The following is a 14,130-nucleotide window of genomic DNA, read 5'->3' as shown; positions in this document are numbered from 1 at the left end:
TACGAGGGTCATATTATGAAGATACATCAAATTTCAATGTTTTTAGAGAACAAACCTGGAAGGGTTAGCGAACCGTGTCGTGTATTAGCAAAGCACAATATTAATATATTAACACTCTCATTAGCAGATACTCAGCAATTTGGGATACTTCGACTCATTATTAAAGAATGGGAAAAAGCTAAAGAAGTATTAGAACAGGAAGGCTTTATCGTAAACATCACAGAAGTTGTAGCAACTGAAGTTGAAGACAAACCAGGTGGACTTGCAAAAATTTTAGATGTTATAGAGGAGTCTGGATTAAATATTGAGTATATGTATGCATTTACATTTCGTAGTGGTGATAAAGCGGTAATTGTTTTTAGATTTGATAAGCCAGATTTAGCAATAGAAGTTCTCCAGAAAAAAGGAATTAATGTGTTGGATAGTGTCCAATTATACGAAAAAGCAAATCAATAATAATTAATAAGTAGAAAGGGTTTTAAGTGAAACATACCCATTTCGAAAATATTATTTGGGACTCAGCAGAATGTATGGAGCCAAAAGATAGAGAAATTCTCCAACTAAAACGGCTTCAAGATGTAGTAACACGAATATATAATACTGTGCCTTTTTATAAAGATGCTTTCGATAAAGCTCATGTAAGACCTGAGGATATTTCCTCTCTTGATGATTTAAAACGATTACCATTTACAGTAAAAGAAGATTTGCGTCAGAATTATCCTTTAGGTTTAGTGGCGGTACCGCATAGTGAATTAGCACGAATACATGGCTCATCAGGGACAACAGGAAAACCTACTCTTGTAGCATATACACGAAATGACATTGAAACATGGGCAAATTTATGTGCACGTTTTTTAGTAGCAGGTGGACTACGTAAAGAGCATTTTGTTCAGATTTCTTTCGGATATGGCTTGTTCACAGGCGGATTCGGTCTCCACTACGGTGTTGAAAAGGTAGGAGCAACTATTATCCCTGCTGCCTCAGGAAATACAGCCCGACAAATTTTACTTATTCAAGACTTGAAACCTGATGTCCTTATATGTACTCCCAGTTATGCCTTAAATATAGCCGAGTCGGCACAAGAGGCGGGATTAAATCCATCTGATTTATCGCTTAAATATGGACATTTTGGCGGAGAAATGTGGACAGATGATATGCGGAAGGAAATTGAAGAACAACTTGGGATTATGGCTTTTAACAATTATGGTTTAAGCGAGGTTATAGGACCTGGGGTTAGTGGTGAATGTTATCTCCAAAATGGCATGCATATCCAAGAGGACCACTTTATCGTTGAGTGTTTAAATCCGACCACATTAGAGCCTGTTAAATATGGTGAATATGGTGAATTAGTCTTTACAAGTTTAACTAAAGAGGCTTTTCCTATTATTCGATATCGGACAAGAGACTTAGCCCAACTTGATAGTAGCCCATGCCCTTGTGGTAGAACTACAAAACGAATGTCCAGAGTAAAGGGTAGGTCTGATGATATGTTAATTATACGTGGCGTTAATGTATTCCCATCTCAAATTGAAGAGGCGATACTACAAGTTCCAGGTATTGCTCCTCATTATCTCATTGAAGTATCCAGACCACATATTTTAGATGAAATATCTGTTAAAGTAGAGGTACAGCCAGGATTTATTTCGGATAAAATGAGCGAGATGCAAGCCTTAAGAGACAAAGTACTAAGAAAAATACATGATATAACAGGGATTCACATTAATGTAGAACTTCTGGCACCCAATAGTCTGGAACGTTCTACAGGAAAAGCATGTCGTGTTATTGACCATAGAAAAATGTCATAAACAATAATTTATTTATATAATTATCTTTTATTACAATAGTCTATTATAGACAATTAATAACAATAAAATATTAAGGCGAAAACGTGCGAACAATACATATTCAAGTTAAAGATGACCATCTGGAAACAATAGGTAAAACAAAACCATTAAACGCAATAGTTGAACTTATCTGGAATGCGTTGGATGCAGAGGCTCAACATGTCGAGGTGCGATTTGTTGAAAATGAATTAGGTGGGCTTGATTATATTGACATCATTGACGATGGTCATGGCTTAAAATTTAAGGATGCAATCATAGCATTTGGCAATCTTGGCGGTTCGTGGAAAAGAGAAGAATATGTTACACAAAATGAAAAACGTATTCTTCATGGTAAATATGGCAAAGGGCGTTTTCGTGCATTCTCATTAGGGAATAGGGTTTTATGGAGAAGTATCTATTCTGAGAAGGGGACATTCTACCATTACCAAATCGTTGGAAATTCTGAAAATCTTTCTATATTTGAAATTTCTGAGCCTGAACCCATTAGAGAAGCGGAATCTAAAACGGGAATGCATGTACGTATCTCACTTCTTAACAATAATATTTCTTTAATTAGGGGGGTAACTGCGTTAGAAGAAATTACAGATATTTTTGCCCCTTATCTAATGCAATATCCGAGTGTTAAAATTATCTACGACAATGTAACTATAGACCCTGAAAATGCCCAAATATATCAACATGAATATAATTTTAATGAAATTGTCGTCCCAAGTGGAAAAACTATTGATGCAAAATTAACTGTTGTCGAATGGATAGGTTCTGGAAGGAAAGGGGTGCTTTTCTGTGACCAGAATGGATTTACACGATATGTTCCATTCCCACGATTACATTTTCGTGGTTTTAGTTATACTGCATATTTTAAGTCATCTTACATACAAGAATTAGATAAACAGGGGTTACTTCAAGCAGATGAATTGTGTGAAGATGTACGGTTCTTAACACAGTTTTGCAAAAAGAAATTACGGGAACACTTTATTTTACGGGAAGCTGAAAAAACGCAGTTATTAATTCAAGAATGGAAGGATGAGGGGATTTATCCTATTAACTCAGACGAACTTTCAGACCCTAAAAATAGTATCCAAATAAAGATTTTTGATATATATGCGACTCACTTGTTTCAAATGGTTAGAGAACTTAATGAAGCTCCTAAAATTGTCCAGCAATTAATATTACATTTACTTTATACATTGATAAAAACGGACTCAACACAAGTGGCTCATATACTTAATGAGATTATTTCACTACCAGATGACAAAGAAGATGAAATCCAAAAATTACTGGTATAGAACGATAAATTAATTTATGTATACAAAAAAGAAATATATTAAGAATGTCTATTTACCTATTAAATTCACAAAAAATATATTCTTTTTATTCCCTCTGATAATCTCATTGTCGTTATCCTCGTTTTTTCTAACCTTCAATATTCATTCTCAGGATTTTTTAGAAGGATTATTAAGTGGAAAAATAATTTCTTCTGAGCCTGGTGTCTGGGCTATATATGAAATATTAGACAAAATATCAAATACCCATGTCTTATTAAGGCAAGCTATTACAGGAACGGAGGTTGTAGATAAAGATACAAATGCACTCTGGTTAGAGTCTGAGATTATACCTTTGGAAGGGTTCCCTTCTGTGTATCGGTTCCTTATTTCCTACGATTCTAAAGGAAAGGAAACAATTCACAAAATTATTGTTCGTGAGGGGGCAGAACCGCCAAAAAATATAGATGTAACTACTATTTCTGATAGCAGTAAGGATAATAACTTGTCTCAAAAAAAGAAGTTTATAAATGAAGAAGAAGTTACTTATAAAAATGGAAAAATTAAATCGAAACATTACAAAATAGAGAATAACGGGCAAATAAAAGATATTTGGCTAAATGATGACGTTAAACCACTTGGGATTGTAAAACTAACGACTAATGATGGTGAAATGACACTTATACAGTACGGTAAAGGAGGTAATGAAGGAAAAAGTTCTCTTGATTTTCAGGGAAAAACTAATCTACCCCAGCAAATGCAAGAATCAACCCATGTTGATGTTTCCACAGGCAATAAACCAACAAAAAAGCCTTCTGTTATAAATAAAAATAAATAACTTCTAAATAAAAATCTGGGTATATACTTTGTCAAAATCCAGTAGTAATAAATCGAAAAAAAAGACATTAAAACAAACTTACAAAGATAAACTAACATTTAAATTATTATCTACTTTCTTGTTAAAGTTATTTTGTGTTCTTGTAATTATCTTTTGTCTAATAGTAATCACTCTCCCCCATTCACGTAATTATTTATTAAAAATATGTATAAATAAGATGATTCATGATGTATATAAAGGTATTCATTTTAAAAATGTTTTTATTAACTTTTGGGATTTATCGCTGAATATTAACGGTTTGACGTTAGCAAACCTTCCACCTTATCCAGAAGAATTTGCAATTCAAATAAACCATATACAAATAAAACCCTATATTTCTTATCCATTTAAAATAAAATACAATTTTTACTTTAATGATTTGGCGTTTAACTTATATTACCTTCCAGAAAAGGGAACAAATATAGGAAATGTGTATAATCTTATCAAAACAAAAATAAATGAAAAGAATCTATATCTATTTCATAATGTTCTTTCTGTTACAGTAAATAAAGCAGTTATCAATATTACTCAGAATCTCGAACCTGAACAATATATTGTAAATAAAACGAACAGTTTTCAATTTAATAATTCAACAAACCTAACTATCGATAATCCACTATACCTATTGGAACCAGTTCTAACGTTTTACATAATCGAGAATAATGACATACCAACGGATTTTAGACAAAGTTTAATTAATGAGATAAAACAAAATAAAATATAATTAAGATAAAACTAATTGTATTCGTTAAAATAGGGAATTATTAAATGGCAAAAGTTGAATTAAAAGGATTAACAAAAATCTATCCTAATGGAGTTATTGCTGTTAAAGATGTAACCTTAACTATAAACGATAAGGAATTTGTTGTATTAGTTGGTCCTTCGGGTTGTGGTAAAACAACTACTTTACGGATGGTAGCGGGGTTAGAAGAAATAAGTTCTGGTGAGATTTATATTGATGGTAAACTTGTAAATGATGTACACCCTAAAGACCGTGATATAGCAATGGTGTTTCAAAACTATGCTTTATATCCACACATGAGTGTATATAAAAATATGGCTTTTGGACTAATGTTGCGTGGTGTTCCAAAACAAGAAATTGATAGACGTGTCCGAGAAGCGGCAGAAATATTAGGGTTAACAAATTATTTAGAAGCGAAACCTCGTGTGCTTTCAGGGGGACAAAGGCAAAGAGTTGCCGTAGGTAGAGCCATTGTCAGAAACCCTAAAGTGTTTCTCTTTGATGAGCCCTTATCAAATTTAGATGCAAAGATGAGGGTTCAGATGAGAGCTGAAATTTCCAAACTACATCGGCAATTACAGGCTACCATAATTTATGTTACACATGACCAAATCGAAGCTATGACGATGGGCGACCGCATTGTTGTAATGAATAATGGTTTAGTTCAACAGATAGGAACACCATTAGATTTATATCATAAACCTATTAACAAATTCGTAGCTGGATTTATTGGTAGTCCCCCGATGAATATGATAGACGGCGTTATATATGAAAAAAATAATCAGATATATTTTGTCAATCATGAAGAAAAAATTGAAATCAAAATTGTTGAACACAAACAACCATCCCTTAAAGCATATATAAACAAAAATATAACTATGGGTATCCGTCCTGAAGATATATCAATACAACAAGACCAGTCAATAGAACATGGCACATTTATACACGCAATTGTTGATGTAGTTGAACCTATGGGTTCTGAGATGAACTTATATATAAGTACTGGTAAAGTCACACTTACAGCTCGGGTAAAAGCGACTTCTGAACCACCTACTGGGAAACCCATAACCCTAAAATTAGATATCAACAATACTCACTTTTTTGACCCCATAACTGAACAAGTAATTGCATAAATCAAAGTTTTATGTCCTCACTTTTCTCAAAGAAGGAGTGCTTAATTTATGGAACAAATCATTAACGAATTAGAAGAACAATTTAAAACCTGTTTCGGTTATACTCCAGATGTTATCGTGAAAGCTCCTGGAAGGGTCAATATTATAGGTGAACATACTGATTATAACCATGGATATGTGCTCCCAATGGCATTAGAACAAGGCATTTATATCGCAGGTAAAAAAAGAAATGATACATTAATCAATTTCTATGCAATTAATACAAATCGTCAGGGAATTGCAGATATAAATTATCCGTCAAGGAACCCACTTGAGCCATGGATGGATTATATTATGGGTGTCATTCATGAACTAATCAAAATGGGATACCATGTGTCAGGTGCAAATGGAATCATCTATGGAGATGTTCCGATAGCGTGCGGACTAAGTAGCTCGGCAGCATTAGAAATGGCAATACTAAAATTTTTTGAGGTATTAAACAATTTTTCTTTAGATGACACTGAATCTGCAAAATTAGGACAACGGGTAGAAAATGAATTTTTAGGCTTAAAATCAGGAATTATGGACCAATTTATATCAAGATGTGGGAAGAGAGGGCATGCTTTATTCTTAGATTGTCGAACTCTAACATATGAACTAATTCCCATTGATTTGCCTGAACATACTTTTGTTATAGCAAACACAAATTGCCCAAGAGGTCTTACAAGCTCAAAATACAACGAACGCGTAGCAGAATGTCAAGATGCATTAACAACTCTAAACGAATTCTATAAGAAAAATGCCACCCACCTTCGCGATTATACTATTGAGGAATTGAATAATATAAAAGATAAAATAAATCCCATTGCATACAAACGCGCTCGTCACGTTTTAACAGAAAATAAACGCGTTTTAGACTGTATCCAAGCATTAAAAAATGGCGATGTATCAAAGGTTGGTGTTTTATTAAATGAATCAGATTATAGTCTACAAAAAGATTATGAAGTTACTAATTACGAATTAGAAATAATCACCGATATAGCTCGAAATATACAAGGATGCATTGGGGCAAGAATGACAGGGGCTGGTTTTGGTGGATGTACAATCAACTTAGTAGAAACAAAACATGCTAACAATTTTGTTAATATCCTGATTGAAAAATATAATTCTCTTACTGGAAGAAATGGCTCTTATATTATTTCCCCGCCTTCAGACGGAGCACAGAATTTAAAATAATTCATACAAATTACATCAAAATAATTAATTAGAGAAAAAACATATTTAAATTCTTCTTGCAGATGAGTAATTTTCCATATATAATGTGAAATTTTTCGCTTATTTTGAAATATTTTATATATTTTTATGTTATAATATATAGTGGTATAAATAATATAGGAATAGAAAATATGAACAAAAAGAAAAATAATGGCTTAACATTAATAGAAATTATGATTTCAGTAGCTATATTTTCTTTTGTGGTAGGAGTAACTTCAGTTATATTAGTTTCTTCCCACAATAATTTACAAATTCAAAGAGAACGGATACAGGCATTACATACTTGTCGTGCAGTAATTGAAGCCATTCGTGAAAAAAGGAAGGACTTTGTAGTAAGTAATGAAAGTTTTAATTGGGAAGGTTTTTATGAATGGATAAATGAGAAGACATCCAATGATTGGTTATCAATAACAACCCTTGAAGAACATCCGATACCCATACCTGATTTACAAATAAGTGTTGTCCTTAGGAATATGAATGGAGAACCTGCTGGTGGAACAAATAATCCTGTTCAAGTTTTTGTAACAGCCACATGGACATCCACTCGTGGACATACTATAAGAGATACAGTAGCTACAATATTAACTTCTATATAATTTGGTAAGGATGTATATATGAGTATAAGAGCTTTAGGATTTACCTTAATAGAAGTAACTATATCTGCTACATTAATAGCTACAATTTCTCTTCTGAGTTTTCTGGCACTACGATCATCTGTAAAATCAGCATCACTTTCATATGTCCAAAATGAAATCGATTCCGATTTGCGAAATACTTTTAATGAACTCTCAGAATTAGTAAAACAAGCATATACAGAAGTCACCACAAATGTTACCCCACCAGTAGCACCCCCTGGAGCAGAAGCAATTCAACTTCAAAATAATGGACAAAGTTTGCGTTTTTTTGTTCCTGTACCCGTTAACACACCTGAATTTGTCCAATCATCTCAGCCGATTCTTGTGCAATATGAAAATGAGGACCGTTCATCTGAAGGAGTTCCTCCTAATGCCATTTTAGACGTAGGTGAAGATACAAACGGAGATGGCGCATTAACAAGAAGATTAGTGATGATTCAGGGAGATAATAGACGCGTGATAGGAAGTGCAAATTGTATTAGTAATGTAGAATTTCAATTATTACCTGATAGAAGTGATAAGGAAAATACTCCTACTTTGTTATATATTTACTTGGAAGGAACCAAACGAATGGGTCCGGGAGAAGGACCTTTAATTCGTGCTGAACTCAGTGGGATAGTTAAATTAGAAAATTAGGAGATAGAGTATGCGTTTTATAAGAAAAAAAGAATCAGGTATTGCCTTAATTTTTGCTACGATCTCTGTTATCATTATCTTGGGCGCTATAGGAGTTATAACAGCGACGATAGTAAACAATAAAAGAGAAACCGATTTTTCTGCAGATGATATTATTTTAAGAGAAGCAACCCAAGCAGGTATAGATCTGGCATTTAAGAGACTTTGGAATGATTACTTAGAAACAAGCGGAAACACTACAAGAAATTGGGCTTCCTACCGCTACTATCTTGATAACAATTTAGGAATCCCTATAAATGAAGATCTGAATTTTAATGGAACTAAAGATGTTGATGAGACAGGAAATGGAAATGGAATATTTGAAACTTATCCTGCTGGATATGACCGGCGGGGTTGGGCTTTGTTTAATCAACCTATCATTTTAAGAGATCCTAACAACAATCGAGAAATATCGCAAATTGAAAGTGTTCATATTGCGAGATACGATGAATTGTCTCGTTCATTTCTGACAATAACATCCACCGCAACACGGAATGGCATTGCCAAGACAGCTGTACAGGTCGTTAGCATTGGAGGAAAAGCAAGTCCTCACACAGAATTTGCTGTTCTCGCAAATAATATAAGCTGTATTCTATGTCATGCAGAATTCCAATCTTTAGATTTATACAGAAATTCTGACCCTGCCAATTATAATACATTCGACCGTATTAAGGTTGCCTCTCTGGAATCCATGTTAGTAAGACCAACAGAAGCAGATAGCCGTGTTGCAGGAACACTGTATACAAGAGGTAGGGTTTATAAACCTGATGGAACACAGTTTTCTGCTTCGGATCTTCAAAGTTCCACTTTGAAATCATACCGTATTAGCAACGACAATGGGAAAATTATTCAAGATTCTTCAGGCAATATGATAACTGCAAATTTACAAAATGCAGGGACAACTCCTAATGGAGATCTCGTTCAATTTGCAAATTTGTACATGGATTATCCTACAAACGATCAAGCTCAAACAGATGGTATTGTACCTAATAATTTTCCGGCTCCATTTCCTGATGATAATAACAATCGTATAGTTGATGATGAAGAATTTCAAATGGTTTTTAATACTGCAAATGGAAGAGTCAATTTTGATAATACAATAATAGAAGGAGAAGCCCCCCCACCGGGACAGATAACTTCCGGCGTTGCATATGGTATTCCTCGTGGTTCTGTATATGTACCTGCAGACATAAATAATCCATTACCTACTGCTTCGAATTCTGCTATTAACAGTCTTGCAACTACAGGAACTTACGATGGTAATCTTATACTTATTGGTACAGAACAAGATCCCATACAGATAGAAAGGACTGTTGCGGTAAACGGAGACTTAATTATTGCTGGCAAGATTAAAGGGGAAGGACAATTATTAGTACGAGGCAATGTTTATGTAGTTGGAGATGTAACTTATGCAGATGCTCCTGGTGAATTTGGACAAGCTGAAGATGGAACAACTAATGCATTTGCTCTTGTTGCTGGGGGAAGTATCATGCTTGGTGATTATTTAACTGTTCGTGGAGTTAATCATAGTGCAAGAAATACGGAAAAATTTCCTCAGTGGAGCCAATACAGTATTGATACAAGAAATGCCCACAGAACAAATAATGTAACAATTAATAAAGTAACAGAAACTCTGCGTTGGGGATATTTTGACCCTGATTCTGTAGATGCAGGGCAAATTGTTGCCGGGAGAAAAGGGCAACAATTCAGCTTTACAACATCAGAATTAAAATTATTTAACCGAATGGAATTACAAAAAGCATTAGCAGATCCCAATTATACCCCTCGATTTTATGGATTAAGAGCAAGTCAACCGGATAAAATTTATATCTATGATGCGACTGATGAACATGCTGTAAAGTATAATGAATCGGGAGTAAAATTGCTACGAGATTATCTTATAGAAAAAGGTTTACCCCTTGATATTTTAACTCGTGCTACTTATCATTATTGTAGTCCAGACATGAATTGGATTAGTGAAGATACTTTGCGTCACATTTGGTTTAATGATGAATTAAGCCGTCCGAATTCAGGACGTCCATTCCAATTCGATGGACTTCTATATAGTAACAATTCTATCTGGTGTATTGTGAGAAGTAAAGCAAGACACAACTCCAACACATACGGAAAAATGATTGTCCGTGGCGGTATAGTCTCAGCAGATTTAGGAGTATTTGTTCCAGCCGATAATGGCGTTGGTATTGGTTTAACGATGTATTATGACCCACGTGTACGGAGATTCCTTGAAATTACAGACCCCAATGTTGTTAGTTATCGAAAAATCGCATTTTACTTCCAATAATTTTTTAATTAATATCTCTATAGGAGGATTAAAATGGGTAAAAGTTTCTTTTTTGCTTTTTTGCATGTATTTTTTTCTTTTATCTGTATTGTTACATTTTCAGACACCTTCACCTTAAAAAACGGTATCACTTTTGATGGGAAAATCGTTGATGAATCATCTGATGGAATTTATACAATACAGGTAGGAGAGAAAATATTTAAATATACAAAGGACGAAATCGCTAACATACAAAAAAACGATAAAACAGGTGAAATAAATTTAGATGAAGCAAAAAAGGAATGGGAACAAAAAGACAAATTACTTACCGAAAAAACGGGATTAAATAAAGACCAACGAGCACAGGTTGAGGCACTAATTAGTAGAATACAATGGGGAGAAGAAATTGACCGTGTTACTGCTAAAAATGGATTGTTAGAACTTCAAAAAACTATGGACATTTTCCCTTATTTGGAATACTACCTTCCCTCCTATTCCCCTACAACAACACCACATATCTTAGAAATTTTGTTTAAGATAAATAAAGACAAAACAATAAAAATTTTAAGGGAAAAAATTTTTGATTCTGCCCCAACTGTTCGAGAAAAATCTATAGAACTTTTATCAATTGCTAAAGATATGGAAAGTTACAATCTAATTATTCGTGGTCTTGTAGACCCTGACATCAATGTCTGTATAACAACAAATTATGCAATTGCTCATATTGGATTAAAGTCTGTAACCCCAGTTTTAATAGAAAATCTTAATCATCCTGAACCGAGAATTGTAAATTCAAGCAAAGAAACCCTAAATAATTTATGGAAAATAGAATTAAATGGTAAAAAACTCAATTCTATTGAAGAGTGGAAAACCTTCTGGGAAGAACATAAAAATGAAGTTAAGGATTCTATAATTTACAGAAAAGAAATCGAACCCCTTGTTGAAAGGGATTTTCAATATTTTATTGGTTAAATTAGTGTTGTTTTAAACTACTTATGAAGATTCCTTAACCAGGTTTTTAGATGTAAGATTTTCGACCTCAACAGTAAAGCCTTGGGGAACACTTAATCTGTATTTTATGGCGTTATCGTCTTGTTCCCATCTCATTTTTATACTTTGATTATCACCGACAGGGATTTCTCCCTCACAGTATTTTAAGGATAATGGACGAAATACAACTTTAATTCTCTTATTCACAGGGTCAAATTCACTAATACCTAATGCAACCCTATCATAAATATAAACCACATGTGAAGCAAAGCCATGATTTAGACTTGCCCCATCGTCTACATTCTCCCATAAGGTTCCTGTTCTTTGAGCCATATAATCAAGATAGCCTACAGATTCATCGAGGACTTTATCTCCTTCTCCACTCATTGTCAATAATTCTGCACGGAGGACATTGCCAATAAATGAATTTGCCAGATAAATTTCTGGATATTTATTTTTGTCTTTTTCCTTTCTATGAGGTCCAAAATCATTTCGTATTATATTCCACAAATCTGGATGTGTTTCTCTTGTAGCAACTTTGAAAAAGAAAGCAAAATATTGACACACTTCGGTACGGTTTTTCGTAACTTCTAATTTTCCATCTTTACGAACAGCATTGTCTACAAAGAAGGTCCCATCAAAAGACTGCTTGCGAACAGTTTCTCTAATTTTTTCTGCCTCTTGCTTATACTCTGGTAAATTATATAATTCCGCTACAGTGTCTAAAACACCTGCAAATAACATATTGGATGGATAGTTCACATCCTGAACGAAATCATTAGCTTTTGACCACTCAACGAAAACCCAACTGGGCAATTTTTCTAATAGTCCATCTGAATTTTTGTAGGCGTCAAAAAATTTAACTAATGCTAACACTTTAGGTTTAAGAGCATTTACCAGGTCCCAATCATTACTTCTTTTTGCATATTCTCCGAGTTGAATAACAAACCACATAGCCCAATTAGGGATAAATTGCCCATTATTATGGTCTGAAGGATAGCACATAGGTAACATTCCATCTGGCAAAAACTCGAATTTGGGAGGAAGCATAAAGTTTTCAAAAAAATTCTTTTCTACGGATGTATTGCCAGTCAAAACAAGACCTGCCCGCGATGTAAAGAATGAGTCACACAACCAACCTGCACGTTCTCTATGAGGACAATCCATAAAAATATCTACAGCATTTTGAGCAAAGGTGGCTCTACCTGCTTCAAAAATTCGGTTTAATCTGTCATCTGAACATACAAACTTTGCTTTCTGGGCTTCTGGATTTTCATAAAGTCTTATACCTGTTGATACAATTGTACTTGATGTGTTTGTATTGGAAACTTGCATATATCTAAAAGTGTATGGTTCGATAGATTCAAAGTTGTATTCACCCTTTTCGGACAAATGCAATGCAATAACATTATGACAACCTAATCGTTTCCAATCTACTGTTTCATTTCTTAACATTTCATCAAAAGTGATAAATACTTTCGTAGGTTCATCTACTTTAATTTTTAGACAGACAAAACCTGTCATACTTCTTCCAAAATCAAATATATTATAAGTTGATGCATTGATAAGAAGAGGGAAGTTGGCTGTCTGTTCTTTCTGTTCTCCCTTTTCAATGGTCATTTGTTGGAAATCTTTTGGAGGTGAATATTCAAGCTGGTCAAATGGATAGCCAAGGAAATCCGCTCTGGGTTCAACACTCCTATTAATCCATGGTTTCTCTATAGGTTTTTGCAAATTTACTTTACCTTCAATAATTATCTTTTCGGGTGGTATTATTTCGAAGTTTGGCATAGGAACTCTTCGTGGAATAAGTGCTTTATCTTCCTGAATCTCCACCTCATAAGGTGTTGGAGCATTTTCTTTTTTCATTATCCAGATCAACGATTGTGGGGTAAAATGATAAGCCTCAGTAAATCCTCTTTGAAAACTATAGCGTTCTACTTTTTTGAATTTATAATTTAAATCAAATCCCATAAAAGGATTCTTATCAGAACCAGTAGCACATAATACCTTTTTACCCTGGACAACTTCTGCTTGGATAAAACCTGGCTGGTTTGTAATACCATATCCATTTACATTGTAGACAATCACCTCTATGGCTATAATATTTTCGCCTTTTTGTAAATATTTAGAAATGTTGATTTCATCCATACGATGGAAGCCATGTGGACCTCTTGCGGGACCATATAATACAAATTTGCCATTGACATGAACCCTATAAAAATCATGTCCAGCACAACGTAAAAACACATTTTCTACATCGTCAACATTGAATATCGCTCTAAATCCTGCAAAATCATTCATTTCCTTTGCTCGATTTTTTAGCCAGATAGGCTTTGCTTCTGAAAAGGCTACTGTATCTGCCCAGGTTCCTATTGACATTCCAATTAGTAAAAACGATAAAATTGTGATAACCCACATCATCTTTTCCATATTC

12 protein-coding genes are annotated in these 14,130 nt (G+C 34.0%); 11 read left to right on the top strand and 1 reads right to left on the bottom strand.

What is annotated here, in order from left to right; all coding sequences use genetic code 11:
- Positions 1 to 15 precede the first annotated feature (15 nt).
- The 11 genes from PLJ10_00550 (at position 16) to PLJ10_00500 (ending at position 11,675) form a co-directional block, all read left to right on the top strand.
- Positions 16 to 456, top strand: coding sequence for an ACT domain-containing protein (locus tag PLJ10_00550; protein ID HOK08131.1), 441 nt, complete (start codon positions 16 to 18; stop codon positions 454 to 456).
- Positions 457 to 530: 74 nt separating this feature from the next.
- Complete coding sequence (locus PLJ10_00545; protein ID HOK08130.1) at positions 531 to 1,805, top strand: phenylacetate--CoA ligase; 1,275 nt, start codon at positions 531 to 533, stop codon at positions 1,803 to 1,805.
- A gap of 83 nt (positions 1,806 to 1,888) precedes the next feature.
- Positions 1,889 to 3,130, top strand: a complete 1,242-nt coding sequence (locus PLJ10_00540) for an ATP-binding protein (GenBank protein HOK08129.1) — start codon at positions 1,889 to 1,891, stop codon at positions 3,128 to 3,130.
- A gap of 16 nt (positions 3,131 to 3,146) precedes the next feature.
- Positions 3,147 to 3,944: a hypothetical protein gene (locus tag PLJ10_00535; GenBank protein ID HOK08128.1), complete on the top strand. Its 798-nt coding sequence runs from the start codon at positions 3,147 to 3,149 to the stop codon at positions 3,942 to 3,944.
- Positions 3,945 to 4,161: 217 nt separating this feature from the next.
- Positions 4,162 to 4,707 carry a hypothetical protein gene (locus PLJ10_00530; GenBank protein HOK08127.1) on the top strand — a complete coding sequence of 182 codons (546 nt, stop codon included), beginning with the start codon at positions 4,162 to 4,164 and terminating at the stop codon, positions 4,705 to 4,707.
- Between the two features lie 44 nt (positions 4,708 to 4,751).
- Positions 4,752 to 5,858: a sn-glycerol-3-phosphate ABC transporter ATP-binding protein UgpC gene (gene ugpC, locus PLJ10_00525; protein HOK08126.1), complete on the top strand. Its 1,107-nt coding sequence runs from the start codon at positions 4,752 to 4,754 to the stop codon at positions 5,856 to 5,858.
- A 48-nt stretch (positions 5,859 to 5,906) separates the two neighbouring features.
- The gene (locus PLJ10_00520; GenBank protein HOK08125.1) at positions 5,907 to 7,073 is read left to right on the top strand and encodes a galactokinase; all 1,167 of its coding nucleotides are present in this window, start codon (positions 5,907 to 5,909) and stop codon (positions 7,071 to 7,073) included.
- A gap of 170 nt (positions 7,074 to 7,243) precedes the next feature.
- Entirely contained in the window at positions 7,244 to 7,708 is a 465-nt protein-coding gene (locus PLJ10_00515) for a prepilin-type N-terminal cleavage/methylation domain-containing protein (GenBank protein HOK08124.1), read from the top strand.
- An 18-nt stretch (positions 7,709 to 7,726) separates the two neighbouring features.
- Entirely contained in the window at positions 7,727 to 8,383 is a 657-nt protein-coding gene (locus PLJ10_00510; protein ID HOK08123.1) for a hypothetical protein, read from the top strand.
- Positions 8,384 to 8,393: 10 nt separating this feature from the next.
- Complete coding sequence (locus PLJ10_00505; GenBank protein HOK08122.1) at positions 8,394 to 10,724, top strand: hypothetical protein; 2,331 nt, start codon at positions 8,394 to 8,396, stop codon at positions 10,722 to 10,724.
- 33 nt (positions 10,725 to 10,757) lie between these two features.
- Positions 10,758 to 11,675 carry a HEAT repeat domain-containing protein gene (locus tag PLJ10_00500; GenBank protein HOK08121.1) on the top strand — a complete coding sequence of 306 codons (918 nt, stop codon included), beginning with the start codon at positions 10,758 to 10,760 and terminating at the stop codon, positions 11,673 to 11,675.
- Between the two features lie 21 nt (positions 11,676 to 11,696).
- On the opposite strand, the gene PLJ10_00495 is transcribed toward PLJ10_00500, so the two are convergent.
- Positions 11,697 to 14,126 (bottom strand): family 78 glycoside hydrolase catalytic domain, encoded by a 2,430-nt coding sequence (locus PLJ10_00495; GenBank protein HOK08120.1) that lies wholly within the window; start codon positions 14,124 to 14,126, stop codon positions 11,697 to 11,699.
- Positions 14,127 to 14,130: the final 4 nt, after the last annotated feature.

It is taken from the genome of Candidatus Hydrogenedens sp. (assembly GCA_035361075.1).
Classification (GTDB): domain Bacteria; phylum Hydrogenedentota; class Hydrogenedentia; order Hydrogenedentales; family Hydrogenedentaceae; genus Hydrogenedens.
This window is presented reverse-complemented; position numbering and strand designations above follow the sequence as displayed.

Coding starts and splice junctions, on each gene's coding strand:
- PLJ10_00550 (HOK08131.1), top strand. CDS start 16: ATGAAGATACATCAAATTTCAATGTTTTTAGAGAACAAACCTGGAAGG.
- PLJ10_00545 (HOK08130.1), top strand. CDS start 531: ATGGAGCCAAAAGATAGAGAAATTCTCCAACTAAAACGGCTTCAAGAT.
- PLJ10_00535 (HOK08128.1), top strand. CDS start 3,147: ATGTATACAAAAAAGAAATATATTAAGAATGTCTATTTACCTATTAAA.
- PLJ10_00530 (HOK08127.1), top strand. CDS start 4,162: ATGATTCATGATGTATATAAAGGTATTCATTTTAAAAATGTTTTTATT.
- ugpC (HOK08126.1), top strand. CDS start 4,752: ATGGCAAAAGTTGAATTAAAAGGATTAACAAAAATCTATCCTAATGGA.
- PLJ10_00520 (HOK08125.1), top strand. CDS start 5,907: ATGGAACAAATCATTAACGAATTAGAAGAACAATTTAAAACCTGTTTC.
- PLJ10_00515 (HOK08124.1), top strand. CDS start 7,244: ATGAACAAAAAGAAAAATAATGGCTTAACATTAATAGAAATTATGATT.
- PLJ10_00510 (HOK08123.1), top strand. CDS start 7,727: ATGAGTATAAGAGCTTTAGGATTTACCTTAATAGAAGTAACTATATCT.
- PLJ10_00505 (HOK08122.1), top strand. CDS start 8,394: ATGCGTTTTATAAGAAAAAAAGAATCAGGTATTGCCTTAATTTTTGCT.
- PLJ10_00500 (HOK08121.1), top strand. CDS start 10,758: ATGGGTAAAAGTTTCTTTTTTGCTTTTTTGCATGTATTTTTTTCTTTT.
- PLJ10_00495 (HOK08120.1), bottom strand. CDS start 14,126: ATGGAAAAGATGATGTGGGTTATCACAATTTTATCGTTTTTACTAATT.